This is a genomic window from Oceanobacillus sp. HCA-5259 (genome assembly GCF_037892815.1).
Lineage (GTDB): Bacteria > Bacillota > Bacilli > Bacillales > Amphibacillaceae > Oceanobacillus > Oceanobacillus indicireducens.
The window spans coordinates 17,829-36,194 of the sequence record NZ_JBBKBV010000014.1; the positions used below are offsets into that span (position 1 = coordinate 17,829).

Below are 18,366 nucleotides of genomic sequence, written 5' to 3' on the forward strand. Positions count from 1 at the left end.
AAACTTTTCACGTATTAACGGTCTGTAATACCCCTCCTCTAAACATGAGGGAAAACCAATATGTGAAGGCCGGGGATAAACAGTCCGTAAATCCCTGATTCTGTTCAACTAACATTCAGTGGGGGGTAAGGATGCCCCACTGAATGAAGTTTCACTTTATTGTAATAATTCTTTGACTTTATCACTATCAGCTTCTAGTTTCAATCCAGTATCAACTAATGGACTAATAGTAGAAACTGCAGGCATTTTATTACCATGGTAATACTCAATTATATCGTCTTGATTAATAGAATAAAGTACAGCTTGGCGTAATTCTGTATTTGTAGCTATTTCACGGTCTTTGTCTTCCATATTGAAAGCAAGATAGGTAACGCCATTACTTTCATTTTGCTGAAGTGTTAATTTAGCATCCTCTTCAACAATATCGTATTTGTTTTCCGGAACACCGTTTAAGATATGAATTTCCCCATTCCGCAGCGCCGATAGAGCACTATCAGAGTCTTCTATAAATCTTACAATAACTTCTGATATGTTAGGCTCATAATCCGTACCAGGCATATACCCCGGATTTTCCACAAAATGGGCTTCATAATCATTTTTATAGGTCATTATATAAGGCCCGCTTGCATAGAGGGTATTCTCTTGATCACTGTCTTCTAGAACAGTAGATTGATCACCGTAAGCAATATGTGTATTCACATCATAATCTTCTACTTCATACGTATTGATCTTTTCAACTTGCTCTTTAGAGACAATTCCGCCAGATTGATGAGCGAGATAATTAAGAACTTGCGGGAAAGGATTCGTTGTTGTTACTTTCACAACTTGATAAACTCCCGATGAGTTATCAACTTCAGTTTTATCCGACGTTAATGCTTCAATCTCTTGATCGATTCCGTCTTCTAATGCTTCTCGGATCGTTCTACCATCAGCTGTATCGCCATCAAGCTCACTTAAATCACTGACAATCGAAATCTCTTCCATATTTTCATGAAGGCTGTATGTCCGATGGTCTGGAACTGAATTTGGGTTTTTTGCACGTTCTAGCGAGAATACAACATCTTCAGCCCCAACAAGTTCCCCTGTATTTACAGCTGTGCCGTCTTCTACTGCAGCAAATTCAATATCGTCACGCAATAAGAAATAATACTCCTCATTTCCCTCTGCAATTGTATGGTTTAAAGACAATGAACCGTCTGAAACAATTTCATCATCATCAGTTAAATTAACAAGACGCACGTACAGATTCGTATTTAATGTATTGATAGAACCATCGTTTCCTTTAATAGGATCCAATGACGTCAGCGTTCCAATTGCTTGTTGTAAAATCAGAGGCTCTGTATCCCGCTTAGAAGTATCTGTAAAATCTATGGCCTCCCAAACTGCTGCCCTTGATTTTGGCAGGCGCACAGAAGACTCATCAATTATTTCGTGATTTACCCCTTGTGCTTTGTAAGATGTGTAAAGCGGTACGATATACGCCTGGTCAAATACAATATGCTGCTCTAATTCTTTATATGTTTCCACATATTCGTCTGCTAACTCTGTACTTGCTTGATTGATCAACTCATCTGCCCGTTCATCCGCAAACAAGCTGTTATCTCCTTCTGAAGTAAATAACGAGCGTACCGCATAATCCGGATTGCCAGTTACTGTCGTCCAGCTGTTTAATGCTAAATCATAATTTCCTGCTTCTTTCTGCGTTGTAAAGCTACCGTAATCTGGTTGTATATTCAGCTTAACATTGAATCCATTTTTCGTCAGCTGATCACGCAGAATATTTAAATCATCCTCATTTGAACCCATTCCTAAAATTTCAACCGTATTATCCCCTGAATCTATTTCTCCGCTTCCACCCTCATTTACATCTGACTCCGTATTTAGGCAACCCGTTAAAATGAGCAAAAAAGCGCCTAACAAGACATATAATCTTTTCAATGTATTAACCCCCCAAATTTAGTAAATATATTAATCTAGCTTTGGATCTAATGCATCCCTTAACCCATCACCTAAAAAGTTAAAGGACAAGACGAGTAAAATTATCGCGATACCCGGAAAAATAGCTAAATAGGGATTTGTCTCCAGATACATGCTTCCTACTTTTAATATATTCCCCCACTCTGGAATATGCGGTTCAACCCCTAAGCCGAGGAAGCTCAAACTACTTGTCGCAATCACTGCAGTTCCAATCGTTAAAGATGCCTTCACAATCATAGGAGCAAAAGAATTAGGAACGACCTGCTTAAAAATAATCTTCCACTCTGATTCTCCTAATGCCTTAGATGCCTCTACAAATTCCAGGTTGGAAACCGATAGCACATTAGCACGCATTGTTCTGGCATAGGTCGGAATCGATCCCACACTTAACGCAATGATTAAATTAGTCGTGCTTGAACCAAATGCTGCAATAATCGCAATAGCAAGCAGAATACCTGGAACTGCATAAATTACATCCAAAATACGCATTAGTACATTGTCGAGTGTATTTTTATAATATCCGGCCAGGGCTCCTAGGAATCCGCCAATAACTAACGGAATAATCGTCGTTATGACTCCTACGGTTAATGAAATTCTAGCCCCATAGATAATTCTTGAGAATACATCCCTGCCAAAGTCATCTGTTCCAAATGGATAGGCTAAACTTGGCTCCATTAGCATGGATGCGTAGTTATTTTCCGTGGCAAATCTGTCTACAAATGTTCCATAACTTATTACTGAAATGGAAAATGTAAAAATAACAAACAATAATCCAAGCATGGCTGTGAAGTTTTTAGTAATACTTAACCAGAATTTATTCCACCTATCAATTTTTGAATCATCTCTAATCACTGTTTTTAATAGAATGCTATAACCTAAAACAAAACCAAACAAATTTCCTGTAAACCCGGCTAATAATATCACACCACCTAACCATTTTAATTTCGAATAACCACCTTGAATCAAATCAATTTTCCCAAAAATGATTACTGTAATTAAAGAAAATATAATGAAGAGCGCCAAAATACTCATCGATGGCAAAAATGTATTAGATACATAAGGTTTAAAAATATTGAATAGTGACACAGTAAATATTAAAATGTTCGTCAAGAGCATATAATATGCCAATGTATATTCAATAGATTCTTCCTTTCTTAGCACTCTAAAAGCAAATGCAGTGATAAAAACATTTCCAACTGTTATCCCCAGCAACTGAAGGGTACTCAGGACCCTCGTCCTTTTTTGAATTTCGCCTTTGTCCCGCAAATCTTTCTTTAACAATTGAATAAGTACACCTTGCAAGACTGTTCCAATTAAATAGGCAAGTGTAACAATACTCCAAGACACACTCCCTTCCTGATAATCATACGCATTAAAGAAGAAAACGATTGTCAATGCTAGAGAGAGAACAAAGGCAAAATGAGCATGCTTGTATTCTTGTGAGTTTTTAAGTATAAAAGTTTTTGGCAATGTCACTTTTTCCACCTCGTTACGTTTTCTTCATTTCCGAACGGATTCTTGGATCCAGGAAAGCATATAAAATATCAACAACTAAATTCACGATCGATATAACAATCGCAATATAGACGACTCCTCCAAGAACAGAAGGAATGTCCGGGATGAATTGTTTATCCACAATATAACTACCTAACCCACTAATATTGAAGACCTTCTCTGTGACTGCCGCCCCCCCAAGCATCCCACCAAACTGAAGACCGATAATTGTTATGATCGGAATCATCGCATTTCGAAGAGCGTGGTTCATAAAAATACTTCTCGGCAATAGTCCCTTTGACTTTGCTGTCACAATATAGTCCTCACTAATGACCTCTAAAATAGATGAACGAGTCATCCGCGCAACGGAAGCAGTCAATCCTGTACCAAGTACAATAACTGGCATGATAATCGAAGCCATATCACCTGGATAATAGGTTGCAGGTAGTATATTCCACTTTATAGCAAACGTTAAGATGAAAATAAGTCCTTGCCAAAAGTTTGGAATCGATAAACCTATCAAGGCAATAAACATAAAGCTATAATCCCAAAATGAATTCCGTTTGGCTGCAGGTATTATTCCAACCGGTAAAGCTATAATGACTGACATTAATAGTGACCATGTTGCAATAGTTAGCGTGATCGGAAAACGATCACTAATGGTTTTTATGACATTTTCATTTCCGGTATAAGAACTGCCCAAATCAAATGTAAGAATTCCTTTTATTGCATCCCACAGTTGCACAATGTATGGTTGATCCAATCCGTATTGTTGATTAAAAGCCTCACGTTGTTCCATTGTTGCTGCTTCTCCCAATATGTTCGCGGCCGGATCCGTTGGTGAAAAGTGTAAGATGGTAAACACAAAAATAATCACAGAAATAATTACAAAAAGGGTTTGTACGAGTCGTTCCGCAATGTATCGAATCATTGGTCTCGGATAAACCAATAACAATAAATACATTAAAATTCCCGGGATGAAAGTAACTATAACGAAAAGTGGTTTTTCAAGACATTTTCCAAAAAAGGTAGCGTAATTTTCTCTCGTTAGATTTTCAGTAGCTAATTCTTTTTCCGCCATCTCTTGGATCCGTTCATTTGCCAAATTAGCCGCTTCATCGTCCATTTCTTTTTCATTCACCGGGCGATGGAAAAATTGTTGTTTATTTTTATATTGTTGTTTATAACGTTCCAACAAACTAAGATATGTAGAAGATTCTTTCTTTATGTTAATTTTCTTTTGCAGGGCTTGTTCATACTCCTTATTTCTTGCCCCTGTCAAATAAGCAATCCCGGTAAATATATGAATAAGCAAACCTGACAAAAATAGCAAACTACTAAAGAAAGTACTTTCACTCAAATTGCGGTAAGTTACAGCAAAGCCGTTCTCTTTAAGTTTAGGCAGTCAAATCACCCTCTTTGCATTAATCTTGATTATCCCTAGGGATTTAGTATACTATTCAATAGCATAAAATGTAATCAACAAGAAGTCAATATATTAAGACTACATAATTTCAATTATAACTATTTAAAAATGAGGGTAATCATAATGGAGAAAATTTTACAGGTAGATGATTTACACGTTTCCTTTATCACCCAAAATAAAGTAACGGAGGCTGTTAAAGGAATAACATTTGATGTACATAAGGGAGAGACTCTAGGAATCGTTGGAGAATCAGGGTCTGGTAAAAGTGTCACTGCCCGTTCAATTATGAAGCTATTGCCATCTCCTCCTTCTTTAATGACCGCTGGTAATATTCAATTTTTCGATAAGCCAATTTCCGAGTATACAGTTCAGCAGATGGACACCATTAGAGGAAATGATATTAGCATGATTTTCCAAGACCCAATGACTTCCTTGAACCCAACGATAAGGATTGGAAAACAGATTGATGAAACCCTTCGGAAGCACCAAAAATTTTCATCTGCTGAAGCAAAGAAAAGAACGATTGATATGCTGAAAATGGTTGGCATTACGAATGCAGAGGAACGCTACAATCAATATCCTCATGAATTTTCCGGCGGGATGAGACAACGTGTCATGATAGCAATGGCACTCTCCTGTCAGCCAAAGTTACTAATCGCTGACGAACCGACAACAGCACTTGATGTGACAATTCAAGCGCAAATTTTACGTTTAATGAAAAGAATGCAACAGCAATTTGACACCTCCATTATATTGATTACACATGACCTTGGGGTTGTCGCTGGAATGTGTGACAGGGTCATCGTTATGAAAGATGGAGAAGTTGTGGAGCAAAATACGATTGAAAAAGTATTTTCCGCTCCAAAGCATCCATATACGAAAAAGCTTTTAAATGCATTACCACAAATTAATGCTAAAAAAGAACCTAAAGGACAAATTACGTTACCTAAAGATATCCCGCCCGATCAACCACTAATCGAAGTGCAGGATTTAACACAAGAATTTCCCATGGGAGCAGGTCGCTCAATAAAAGCGGTTGATTCTATTAGCTTTTCGATTCATCCTGGTGAAACACTAGGCTTGGTGGGAGAATCCGGCTCAGGTAAGTCGACTACAGGTAGACTTTTATTACAATTACAAAAAGGGATTGGCGGCGATATTTTATACAGGGGCATGTCACTTAATCGAATGAACACGAAAGAAATGAAACAGCTTCGAAAAGAAATTCAGATTATTTTTCAGGATCCGTATGCTTCTCTCAATCCAAGAATGAAGATATTGGATATTATCGGTCAACCATTGGATATCCATAAATTATATAACACAAAAAAAGAACGGAGAGAACGTGTGGAGGATTTATTACAGCTCGTAGGGTTACAAAAGGAACATGCCATGCGTTATCCACATGAGTTCTCCGGCGGACAGCGACAAAGAATCGGGATTGCCCGTGCACTGGCAGTTGAGCCCAAATTCATTGTATGTGATGAACCCTTATCTGCACTTGATGTATCGATCCAAGCTCAAATTGTCAGCTTGCTGAAGGATTTACAGAAAAAATTCGGACTTACTTATTTATTTATCGCCCACGACTTGTCAGTTGTTAAACATATAAGTGACCGAATAGCAGTCATGAATGCTGGAAAAATTATCGAACTTGCCGAGAGTGAGGAATTATACAGTAATCCTATCCATCCATATACGAAATCACTTTTAGACGCTGTCCCTGTTCCGAATCCTGCAATCGAATCGGTTAGATTGAACAGAAATATTGAACGACGCAATTTCCATATTAAGGGGGGTGTTTTAAAAGAAGTATCGGACGGACATTGGGTATTACAATAATATAAGAAAGCGGATGGTCAGAAGAAACCATTCTGCTTTCTTTTTTATTATGATGTTTATCACGCATTAACGGTCTATAATACCCCCACCTCTAAACAGGAGGGAAGCCCAACATGTGAAGGTGGGGGATAGATAGTCCGTAAATCCCTGATTCTGTTCAACTAACATTCAGTGGCGGAGGTAAGGAAACCCCCACTGAATGAAGTTTCACTTTATCAACTTGGAATTCATACTGGAAAGCAAGAAAAAAGAGTCAAGAAAAATTAATTCCTTAACCCTATTTCATACTAATAAGCAAGCCGTGCTTCCAGCTCTATTTTTTCTGCTTTCCTTGTCTTAATAAGCGTAATCCATTTAAGATTACTAGAATAGTGGAACCTTCATGGAATAACACTGCCATTGGTAAATTCAATAATCCAAATAAATTCAAGATAACCAAGGCGAGAATCACCCCAATGGAAAAAGCAACGTTCCCAACAATAATTCGATTTAGTCTGTGACTTAGCTTAAAGCTATAAAATAGTTTGGCTAAGTTATTTTTTACAATAACGACATCGGATGATTCCATTGCAACAGATGAACCGCTTCCCATCGCGATACCAATATCTGCATTCGCAAGTGCTGGCGCATCGTTGATCCCATCCCCAATCATTCCGACAATCTTACCTGCTTGCTGGCTCTCATGAATGTATTTAATTTTGTCTTCCGGTAGACACGATGCAACATAATCAACTCCACCAACTTCATCTGCGACTTTCTTCGCAACCGTTTCGTTATCTCCTGTAAGCAAGGCAACACGGATCCCTTCCTTTTGGAATCCCGCCACCGCTTCGGCAGATTCTTTCCGCACGCGATCAGCAAGAGAGAAGTAGCCGACGATTTTGTTATTTTTTCCTACAAAAATATTCGTATTTCCGTCAATCGCTTTCTTCCGGTAATTATGAATATCTTCATACTGATCAAATACAGAAGGCTTTCCGATTTGAATTTCACCTTTTTTCATTCCGGAACCAGCTACTTCTTCAACCGGTTCATTCCGATCAATCTGGTCTAAATCCAAATAATTGAACGTGTCTACAATCGCTCTTGCAATCGGGTGACTGGACTGTTGCTCCATATATACGACTTCACTTAATATATCCTCTTGTGCTGCATAATCAACAACTTCAAATTCGCCATGTGTAAGCGTACCAGTTTTATCACTATAGAGCACATCCATCGTGCTCAGTGCTTCCATTGCCGCTCCACCTTTAAATAACACACCATTCCTTGCCCCATTACTGATCGCACTGAGGGTAGCCGGAGTGGCGGATGCTACAAGTGCACATGGACTTGCTACCGTCAACATAACCATCCCACGATAAAATGCTTCTTGGAAGGTAAAATCATTAAATGCGTAAAGGATAAAAATAAAAATTGGAACCCCAACCAACACACTGATCACATATTTCGATTCAATCCGGTCAATAAATTTGGATACATTAGACGGCCGATTTTGTGCTTCTTCAACCATCCGTATAATATTGGAAAATACTGTCTCATTACTTAATTTGTTCACTTCAAGATGAAAAGCATGACCTTCATTAATTGTTCCTGCAAATACTTCATCTCCTTTTTCTTTACTAACAGGAACAGATTCTCCAGTCAACGCAGCTTCGTTCACCATTGTTTGCCGGTCCGTGATGCCATCAATGGGAATAAGCTCTCCTTTTGATACAACAACCATATCTCCTATGTTTAAATCGTCTGTCGGAATCTCAACAACTTCCCCATTATCTCTTAAAACTTGCGCAGTTGATGGAACTTGTGACATAAGCTCGGAAATAGCATTGGTCGATTTAGCTGATGCATAATCTTCAAGCGCCTCTGCTCCGGCGAAAATGAGTAAAAGAATCGCTCCTTCCGATTCATAATTAATAAGAACCGCACCAAGCGCAGCTAAAATCATAAGTAAGTCAACATTGGGAGATTTCGATTGAATGGTATCTACTACTGCACTTTTCGCAGCAAAGAATCCTAAAAAGAATATCGCTGCATAAAATGATAGTCGACTCACGATTTCAATAAACGGCGCGAATATAAATCCAAGAATAATAAAGAAAATACCAACGAGAAGAAACTGGCCAGGACGGCTTTTGATTAGATAGTTGAACATATTAAGTATCCTTTCTTGAGGAGAATTTAATAAAACAAACTATATACGTTATTACTTTATAGTAATTATAATTTAACTATACCATTAGAAAGGTTTTCCAGCAACTAAAATAGCAACCCACCTAACGAAACCAGGTGAGTTGCTTGTATTTTACTTTATTACAGTACAGCGTAACCTAATTTTTCTATTGTTTCCTTTATGTCATCAGCACTAACCTGTTCTTCATTAAACGTTGCCTTTACTTTACTTGAGTTGAACATCACTTTCGCTTCTTCTATACCATCGATTCTGCTTAAACCTGTTTCAATCTTTTTAATACATGTTGGGCAAGTGAGGGGCTCCAATTGAAATTTAACTGTTGTCATTATTCATCTCTCCTTTGTTATTTTCTACCTTTATCATATCCTGTATCCCATATTCTTTCTTTGACCTACGTCAAGTTTTTAAATTTTTTCTTTGATATTTTGTGCTCGCAGGGAATCGTTTCAATTCGCTGACCCCATTAAACAAGTTTTGCTTTAAGACTTTCTTTGACTTCTTGATTCTTCTTGTTGAAACGGATTAGTCGCATCGCATTTAAAATTACCGCAAGTACGCTTGCTTCATGGATGAACATTCCTGACGCTAGATTGATTACTCCTGCAAGTACTCCTATTAAGAGAAGGAACACGACTCCGACAGCAAGGAATGTGTTTTGCTTCATATTACGAATTGTCGCTTTTGATAAAGAATAAGCGTGGGAGTACTGCGACAATTTATCTGCCATCAAGACGACATCTGCTGTTTCCATTGATATATCCGTCCCTCCTTCTCCCATCGCAAGCCCGATATCTGCAGTAGCAATCGCCGGTGCGTCGTTGATTCCGTCCCCGGCCATGGCGACAACGTGACCGGATTCCTTCAACTTTTTCACATACTTTACTTTGTCTTCTGGTAACAATTCTGCATAAAACACATCAATGCCCAACTCGTTGGAGACAAGTTCTGCTGCATGTTTGTTGTCACCCGTCAGCATGATAATTTTCTTCACACCATTACGTCTCATTTCAGCTAGTGCAGCTTTAGCATCCTCTCTAATCTGGTCTGCAATGGAGAATATTCCTGCTATCGCACCATCGATGCTTACGAAAATAGCGGTATTTCCTGCCTTTTCTTGGTTAATTTGATAAATTGCCACTTCTTCTGGTATGTGGATTCCTTCTGCATTCATCAATTTACGATTACCAATTGCAAGCCCATAATCGCCAACGGTAGCTTTGATTCCGCCCCCTTTAATGACTTCACTACTTTCCGGCTCTCTTGTTAATTCAAGATTTCTTGCTTGAGCCTCCTTCACAATCGTTTGACCCAAGTGATGTTCAGAGATTGTTTCCGCTTCAGCTACAAGCTGTAATAATGTCACTTCATCATAATTACCGAACGTTTTAATATCCGTAACTTCCGGCTTTCCTTTCGTTAGTGTACCCGTTTTATCAAAGACAAGGGTGTCTACTTTGGAGAGGTTATCCATCATTTCTCCACCTTTTACGAGAACGCCGTTTCTTGCACCATTACCAATCCCCGCTACGCTCGATACCGGGGCACCGATTACGAGGGCACCAGGACAAGCGACAACTAAGAATGTAATCGCGATATGCAGATCCCTTGTTATCAGGTAAACGAGTATCGATAAAACAACAACTGCCGGTGTATAAATATTGGCGAATCTATCCAAGAATTTTTGTGTTTTTGATTTGGACTCCTGAGCTTCTTCAACTAACTCAATGATTTTCGCAAACGTCGTGTCATCCCCGACTCGTTCCGCAATCATTTCAATATATCCATTATCAACAATCGTTCCACTGAACACTTGATCATCGTTACGCTTTGATACCGGTACAGATTCCCCGGTGACTGCAGCTTCATTCAGAAAGGCTTGCCCAGAAACGACCTTTCCGTCTACTGGCACTTTTCCCCCGGAACGAATGATGATGCGATCACCTGCCACGACATTTTCCACTGGAATTGTCTCTGTCTCGCCGTTACGGATAACCGTTGCTTCCTGTGGTGCCATATCGACAAGGTCTTTCAATGAGCGGCGGGTCTTCTCCAGTGTACGTGTTTCCAAGTAATCCCCGAATAAAAATAAGAACGTCACGACAGCTGACTCAACAAACTCACCAATGAATAGAGCGCCGATGACGGCAATCGTGACAAGAAGTTCAATGCTGAACACCCGCATTCTTACGGCCTGGTACGCTTTAATGAAAATTGGAATTCCTGCTAAAACTGTAGCGAACACTAAGATTGCTTGCCTCAGCTCGTAGGGACCAAAATAATGAATAATAAGCGCGAGAATTAACGATGCTCCTGATAGAAACGTAATTTGTTTTTTAGCTTTATTAATCCAGCGTATAAACATCTTCATCTCTCCTTTTTGGTATATTTAGTATTGCGTTATCTTCTGCCTTTATCATATCGAAGAATCCAAAGGGAGTAATTGACACGCGTCAAGTTTTGAGGATAAGTTTAAAGTTAGTTTCTAGACATAGCGGGTTATAAAAAATCTTCAGAGGGTTTTAAGGAGCATAAACAATCCTTTAAAGAATGTATACTTAAATACAACATATATCGAAGGATTTCAAAGGATTTATCGCTCTTCAATAGGATGTAAATAAATGGGGATTTCATGTTAGATTGCCTGATGATTTAAAGGTAAATGGTGTCGTTAAAACGGATCAACTAAAAAATTTAGATTTCAAAGCTAGAAATTCTGAAACTATTGAAAATGCACCAGAAGAGATTGTTGAAGACTGCTTGAAGAAGATTAGGACATTTTTATAGTCTATATATAAGGATGTTTGAAAAAATTGTGGGATTTGATGATATCCTTTGTGCCGAATGTGATGAGATTTAATCTGTTCACCATTTTTCTCCCTCAACATTCTATTATAAACTCAATTTTTGCACTGATAAACTTCATAAAATTGCTCTTAACCACTGTACGAAGAGTTCAATACCATAAACGGACAGCTTTAGTAGTGAATTCAAGCAAAGTAAGTGTTTTCAGATGCTGATAAGATTTTCAGCCCGAGTGAACTAGGATCTTGTTCAAACGGGAATGGGGCTCCTCTATTTACCCGAGCGGACTGGAATCTGCTGCATTCGATCGATTAGAGCCCCGCTATTCACTCGAATGAACTCGAATCACCTTCAAACGAGTCATTAGAATCCTCTAATCACTCAATTGAAGTTTTGGGATCGTTCCATAACTATAATGAATTACTGGTTGCACTGATTATACCAAGGGATAGCTCAATGTTTCAGACTACGAAAGTTAAATTTAGAGGAAATTTATCTTTCTTTTCAACAAAAATACCAAAGAAACGAAGCAGCATTGTCTCTTTGATATTTTTTAATTATGATTCAATATACAGTTGAATTTCATTTCCTTCCACTTCAAAACGCCTCATTTTTGGCTTTTCTTCAAAATTAATCGATTGAACGATTAGATTTTCATGCAGCAAGTCATCAAACTTAACTAATACTTTTTGAAGTTCCGGATTAGCTTGGATAAAAAGATCTATTCTTAACTCAACAGGAAGATTCAACTCTTTCCGATACGATTGAACAGCACGAATAAATTCCCTAACCAATCCTTCTTCTTTTAATGCTTGCGTCAGTTCCGTATCTAATAAAACAGTAATATTATTTCGTTCTAATAATTCAAAACTGGATCTGCCTTTTTTCTCGATTATTAAATCACCTAAAGTAAGTGTTACCATTTCTCCTGTACTTAACGGTAACTTCAGTTCTTTTTCTTCAACAACTTCTTCTTTCTGTTTATCAGTTAGCGCCTCGACCTTATTTTTTACCTCACCAACGTACTTACCTAACTTTGGACCAACCACGGAAAAGTTTAATTTTAGATTGTATTGTAGATATGCACGCTCATCTACATTAAATATGACGTCCTTCACATTCAATTCATCCCGTATAATAGAAGCGTACTTTTCCAATTGTAATGAAGCAAATTCTTCTTTTAAAATGATAACCAGTTGGGCCAGAGGTAATTTCGTTTTTATCCCTGTTGTATTTCTGATCGATCTTGTAAGTTCAACTATTTGTAATACCGCATCCATATCTTTCTCTAATTGTTGATCGATCTTTGTCCCGTCTGGTGAAGGATAGTCAGATAAATGAACGCTATCTTCTACTAACTCGGAATAAATATCTTCTGTAATAAATGGAGTGTAAGGAGCCATGAGTTGCATGAGCTTCGTTAACACTTCAAATAAAGTGCTAAAAGCCGCTCGTTTATCATCACTCATTCCACTGCTCCAGAAACGCTGTCTGGAATTTCTCACATACCAATTACTTACCTCATCGATAAATAATGCTATCGATGTTGCACCCCTCGTAATTTCATATTCTTCTAAGCTTTGAGTAACTTCCTTTATTACCGTATTTAAGCGTGAAAGAATCCACTTATCAAGCACGTTCTGTTTGCCGCCGAAATCTTTTCGGGCATCAAATTGATCTATCTTGGCATACATGGAATAAAACGAATATACGTTTTGTAGTGTATCGATAACTTTAGATTTTGCCTGACTCACTGTTTGTTTAGAAAAGCGTTTATTATTCCAAGGCGAACTGTCGGCTAATAACGCCCATCTTAATGAATCAGCGCCGAATTCATGTATCAGCTCAGCAGGGTTCAATGCATTCCCTTTGCTTTTAGACATCTTTTGCCCATGTTCATCTAAAATATGGCCTAAAGAAAGAACTCGTTTATATGGTGACTGGCCGGTAAATAAAGTGGAAACTGCTAATAGACTGTAGAACCAGCCTCTTGTTTGATCAACTCCTTCAATAACTACATCCGCTGGGAATTGTTTCTGAAATAATGCTTCGTTTTCAAATGGATAATGATATTGAGCAAATGGCATCGAACCACTATCAAACCACACATCGATTACCTCGTTCGTTCTAATCATTACACCTCCGCAAGAACATCTGAGGTATATCCGGTCCACGTATGGTTTATGCAACTCAATATGTTCAGGTAACTCCTCGGTAGAAAGGTCTCTTAATTCATTTATAGAGTGTGGGGCTTTTTCAGCGCCACAACCCTCACAAGTCCATACGTTTAACGGAGTTCCCCAGTATCTGTTGCGTCCGATATTCCAATCAACCATGTTATCCAAAAAGTTCCCAAACCTTCCATTTCTCATATGGGGCGGGTGCCAAGCCACTTCTTGGTTATTTGCTTTCATTTTTTCTTTTACAGCAGTTGTTTTAATAAACCAGCCTTCCATGGCATAATAAAGAAGTGGGCTATCACACCGCCAACAATGAGGATAGCTGTGTTCATATTTTTTCTTATCGAATAAAAGATTTTCTTTGGCAAGCATTTTTATAATCTCGACATCACAATCTTTCACAAATTGCCCTGCAAGCGGAGTGACATAATCCTTATACCGCCCCTTTGTATCAACAACATTTACAAAGTCAAATCCATAATCCTTGATTGCCTCATAGTCATCTTCCCCGTGTGCAGGAGCCAAATGAACAATACCAGTTCCACTATTTTCCGTTACAAAATCCGCTCCAATAATACGATATCCTTTATCTACTGTGACATAATTAAAAATGGCTTCATATGAAAGACCAATCAATTCTTTTCCTTTTAACACATCCAATATCTCATAATTTCCCTTTAAAACCATAGGTGCCAAAGACTCTGCCAAAATATATATATCTTCTTCAACTCTGACTCTTACATAGTTCATATTCGGATTCACAGCAAGTGCAACATTACCTGGTAACGTCCATGGCGTTGTTGTCCAACCTAGAAAATATTCGTTTTCCTTCCCTTTCAAACGAAATTTTGCGGTTACAGATAGATCTGATACATCTTTATACCCCTGTGCAACTTCATGTGAGCTTAGAGAAGTCTCACAGTTTGGGCAATACGGAACAACCCGGTGTCCTTTATACAACAATTCTTTCTGATGGATAATCGATAAGATATTCCAAACAGACTCAATATATTCATTGTTCAACGTTACATAAGGGGCATCCATATCTACCCAATACCCAAGTTCTTCGGTGAATTCTCTCCACTCATTTTCATAAGTGAAAACACTCTCTTTACACTTTTGGATAAAATTTTCAATCCCGTACGCTTCAATCTGATCCTTCCCACGAATGTTTAACTGCTTTTCAATCTTCTAACTCGACAGGTAAACCATGTGTATCCCATCCCGCCTTTCTTAATACTTGATATCCTGACATCGTCTTATATCTTGCTACAAAATCTTTGATGGTTCTGCCAAGTGCGTGACCTGCATGGGGTAATCCGTTAGCTGTCGGCGGCCCTTCATAAAAAACATACGTCTCTTTCCCCTCGCGATTAGAGATTGAATGTTGAAAAGTTTTCTCCCGCTCCCATTTTTTACGTATTCTTAATTCCCTCTCGACATTTGTTTCCTTCAAAATATCACCTCATTTAATATTAAAAAAGCCCGATTCCACCTACGTAGAATCGAGCTCCTATTTAACTCGCCTTTAAACAAAATAAAAAACCATCGCAGTGGTGGTTTTTTTACTTGCTAAATACACTACGTACTATCATACGTGTCCTGGTTATCGGTAGGATGCCGTCAAAGTTTAATTCCATTCAACTTTGCTTCTCGGAAAGGATTTTCATTACGGACTTACCATTGACTCTCAGCAATTCGTCAACTCTCTGTAGATAAGATTCCATAATTACTCGTTTTCGTCATCAAATTGGATATTAAATTGTTGTAAACAATATCTTATTATTGTATAAATGTCAAGTTATAATTTACAAATACTCCATAATTTCATTGTTCCCCTTCATTTAATTTTCGAGCGTTCCAAAAACTAAAGTTTCTGTGCTCTACTTTACACCTTCCTCACAACAGTCACCCTCTGTATAAACAGATAACTAAAAAGATATAAACCAATACCGATTACGAAAATCGTTGCAAAAGTCAGCATGGATGCATCAGATAAAATATTCGCAAATGCTTCAATTAACCAGCCCTCAAAAAGACCATACAAGATTACGACTAGTATTGCTCCTAATGTAATTCCTCCACCTAGTAAACCAGATTGGTAAAATATTAATCCGACTAATAATAGTAAGGCCATAAGAAAGAACATAATGAATGTATCAATAACTGTTCTTGTCAACCACGTATCTGTCAGCAGCATAGCCGGATGTCCAAAAATATAGTTTGTAACACCGAAGACGTTAAGCAGCCCTTCTAAAATTGTCTGCAAGGTATTAGCCGCTATCGCCATTAATAGGGAATAGCAAAAGAAGAAATAGGCATAGCTCAGAAAAATGTTTTTCCGAATCGCTCCCATTTTCAATCCAAAAGGAATGTCCTTTTTAACACTTTGAAAAGCAATAATTGCGACATTCGTATACGTTGCAAACGGGAACGCCCAATAAAATCTGCTCCCTTCTACGCCCATCAAGAAATAAGCCATAATACTAGTAGCAACGGTAATCGCAATTAGAATCGTCCAAAAGATCTTCACATGATACTTCATGTCTTGTGTATAATAATAAATAAGTCCTTTCACTTGATTATTCATGCGTGCGCTCCTTTCTTTTCTGTCAAATGAATCATTAATTCCTGTACCGGAACCGCTTCTGCATCTAATCCGAAATCTTTCGCTTCTTCGCTAGTACCAAAGGCATAGGCCATTGAATTTCCTGCAAGACTTTTGAGTTCAATCACATCTTTACCTTGTAAAAATTGATCTACTTTTTCCGTCGGTCCAGACACGGCTACCGTTTGTTGTCTTAACACCTCTGAATCCTCCTGCAAAACGACCAAGCCTTCCTGCAAGATAATTACCTCTTCAAACATTAAACTCACCTCATCAATTAAATGGGTGGAAAAGATGATTGTTCTTGGATAATCCTCGTAATCCTCTAACAATAATTCATAAAATCGTTTCCGTGACGGCGCGTCCATTCCAATATATGGTTCATCAAAAACGGTAATCGGAGCCCTGCTCGCTAAGCCAACCGTGATACCTAAAGCAGACTCCATCCCTTTGGATAATGCTTTTACTTTTAATCGAGGTGTTAGATTAAATTCTTTTAATAAATCTTCTGCAAAGGAGTAATCCCAATTCGGATAAAAGTAAGAAAATATCTTTAACACATCTTTGATTTTCAGTTCTTTGGGGAAGTTATTGGATTCCTTAATCAGACAAATCGATTCCGTCAATTCTTGCTGATCGAATGGATTTTCACCAGCAATTTTTATTTCTCCACTCGATGGCATAATTTGGCCACTAAGAATATTCATGAATGTCGTTTTCCCGGCACCGTTTCTCCCAAGCAGACCGTAGATTTTATTTTTCTCGAGTGCAAAAGATACATGATTTAATGCATACTTTTCTCCATACTTCTTACTCAAATTATTCACTTCAATCTTCATATCCTTCATCCTTCCTTTGCAGCATTTCTATAAGTTCTTCATCTTTAATCTGAAGCTTTTTTGCTTCCTCTTTGAGTGGTAGCATGTAATTGTCATAAAAAGTCTGTTTCCTTTTCTCCATAACAATCTCTTTTGCTGTTTCGGTAACAAACATGCCCACCCCTCTCTTTTTAACCAATATTCCTTCTCCGACCAACTCATTAATCCCTTTTCCAGCGGTTGCAGGATTAATTTGATAAAAGGCAGCAAATTCATTCGTTGATGGTACCCTGGTCCCCGTCTGATAGGATTCATCCATAATCGAATCCTCAATTAAATCCTTTATCTGCATGAAAATTGGCTTGCTGTCATCTAGTTTTTTCTTCATTTAAGTTCATTCCTTAGTTGGTTAATTACTTATGTAATTAACCATATAACACCTTCAGATAAATGTCAATCCCATTTTCTAAAATTAAGCTTAAAAAGGCTCGATCCCACATATGCAGAATCGAGCTTGTCTATAATAATTTTGCCATATAATATTCATCCATGAACTCATCACCTATAAGCAAGGAATGCCTTTTGGTCCCTTCTATTTCAAACCCTGCTTTTCTATATAATGAAAGAGCTGTATCATTCTTCGTAACCACAGTTAATTCCAACCTTCGAATATTCCTATCCCGTGCCCAACGATCCAACCGATAAAATAGTTTTGTACCAATTCCTTGTCCTCTCTTGGCTTGTAATATGCCGACAACGATATAAACGGAATGCTTATTTCTTCGTGCCTTTCCACCTATTGCAAAAAGATAACCCACTAAATCCTGCTCCTTTTCTGCTACAAATATCGTAGAATTTTCACTTGCTTGTATGCTTTTGATCATTTCCACTTGGCTCTCTGCCTGAACTTCTCTTTCACCAGATTCCCAGAGCATATATTTTGAATTTTTTTCGACTTCCTTTATAAGATTAGCTAATTTTTTTGCATCAGTTGTACTAGCTTTTCTAATAATCATCACTTTCTC

Annotated in this window: 11 protein-coding genes and 2 pseudogenes; 2 read left to right on the forward strand and 11 right to left on the reverse strand. The window is 38.0% G+C overall.

The genetic code is table 11. From position 1 onward, the window contains the following. Positions 1 to 156: 156 nt before the first annotated feature. From WKU33_RS09745 to WKU33_RS09755, 3 genes are read right to left on the reverse strand one after another with little or no spacing between them, the layout of a single operon-like run. A complete protein-coding gene (locus tag WKU33_RS09745; protein ID WP_336252922.1) occupies positions 157 to 1,938 on the reverse strand; it encodes an ABC transporter substrate-binding protein in 1,782 nt (593 codons plus the stop codon). A gap of 30 nt (positions 1,939 to 1,968) precedes the next feature. Beyond that, positions 1,969 to 3,453: an ABC transporter permease gene (locus tag WKU33_RS09750; protein WP_336252935.1), complete on the reverse strand. Its 1,485-nt coding sequence runs from the start codon at positions 3,451 to 3,453 to the stop codon at positions 1,969 to 1,971. A 13-nt stretch (positions 3,454 to 3,466) separates the two neighbouring features. After that, positions 3,467 to 4,804, reverse strand: coding sequence for an ABC transporter permease (locus tag WKU33_RS09755; RefSeq protein ID WP_445321693.1), 1,338 nt, complete (start codon positions 4,802 to 4,804; stop codon positions 3,467 to 3,469). Positions 4,805 to 5,020: 216 nt separating this feature from the next. Between WKU33_RS09755 and WKU33_RS09760 the strand changes: the two genes are divergently transcribed. Then, a complete protein-coding gene (locus WKU33_RS09760) occupies positions 5,021 to 6,739 on the forward strand; it encodes an ABC transporter ATP-binding protein (protein ID WP_340454318.1) in 1,719 nt (572 codons plus the stop codon). Between the two features lie 313 nt (positions 6,740 to 7,052). Here WKU33_RS09760 and WKU33_RS09765 read toward each other — a convergent pair whose 3' ends face one another. From WKU33_RS09765 to WKU33_RS09775, 3 genes are all read right to left on the reverse strand, one after another. Continuing rightward, on the reverse strand, positions 7,053 to 8,894 hold the full coding sequence (locus tag WKU33_RS09765; protein WP_340454320.1) for a heavy metal translocating P-type ATPase: 1,842 nt from the start codon (positions 8,892 to 8,894) through the stop codon (positions 7,053 to 7,055). 158 nt (positions 8,895 to 9,052) lie between these two features. Next, on the reverse strand, positions 9,053 to 9,259 hold the full coding sequence (locus WKU33_RS09770; RefSeq protein WP_188856429.1) for a heavy-metal-associated domain-containing protein: 207 nt from the start codon (positions 9,257 to 9,259) through the stop codon (positions 9,053 to 9,055). Positions 9,260 to 9,396: 137 nt separating this feature from the next. Next, a complete protein-coding gene (locus WKU33_RS09775) occupies positions 9,397 to 11,295 on the reverse strand; it encodes a heavy metal translocating P-type ATPase (RefSeq protein ID WP_188856430.1) in 1,899 nt (632 codons plus the stop codon). 263 nt (positions 11,296 to 11,558) lie between these two features. Here WKU33_RS09775 and WKU33_RS09780 point away from each other — a divergent pair. After that, a pseudogene (locus tag WKU33_RS09780) lies at positions 11,559 to 11,717 on the forward strand (type II toxin-antitoxin system PemK/MazF family toxin); the annotation flags it as partial. 575 nt (positions 11,718 to 12,292) lie between these two features. Here the strand turns inward: WKU33_RS09780 and ileS are convergent. The 5 genes and pseudogenes from ileS to WKU33_RS09805 all read right to left on the reverse strand — a co-directional run bounded on the left by ileS (position 12,293) and on the right by WKU33_RS09805 (position 18,357). Then, positions 12,293 to 15,371 (reverse strand): annotated as a pseudogene (gene ileS, locus WKU33_RS09785) (isoleucine--tRNA ligase). Between the two features lie 432 nt (positions 15,372 to 15,803). After that, positions 15,804 to 16,505 (reverse strand): hypothetical protein, encoded by a 702-nt coding sequence (locus WKU33_RS09790; protein ID WP_336252927.1) that lies wholly within the window; start codon positions 16,503 to 16,505, stop codon positions 15,804 to 15,806. Continuing rightward, entirely contained in the window at positions 16,502 to 17,362 is an 861-nt protein-coding gene (locus WKU33_RS09795; protein WP_188856432.1) for an ABC transporter ATP-binding protein, read from the reverse strand. The genes WKU33_RS09790 and WKU33_RS09795 overlap by 4 nt, the downstream gene beginning before the upstream one ends. After that, a complete protein-coding gene (locus WKU33_RS09800; protein WP_156857841.1) occupies positions 17,352 to 17,729 on the reverse strand; it encodes a GntR family transcriptional regulator in 378 nt (125 codons plus the stop codon). Before WKU33_RS09800 ends, WKU33_RS09795 begins: the two co-directional genes overlap by 11 nt. Before the next feature lie 130 nt (positions 17,730 to 17,859). Further along, positions 17,860 to 18,357, reverse strand: a complete 498-nt coding sequence (locus WKU33_RS09805) for a GNAT family N-acetyltransferase (RefSeq protein ID WP_188856433.1) — start codon at positions 18,355 to 18,357, stop codon at positions 17,860 to 17,862. Positions 18,358 to 18,366: the final 9 nt, after the last annotated feature.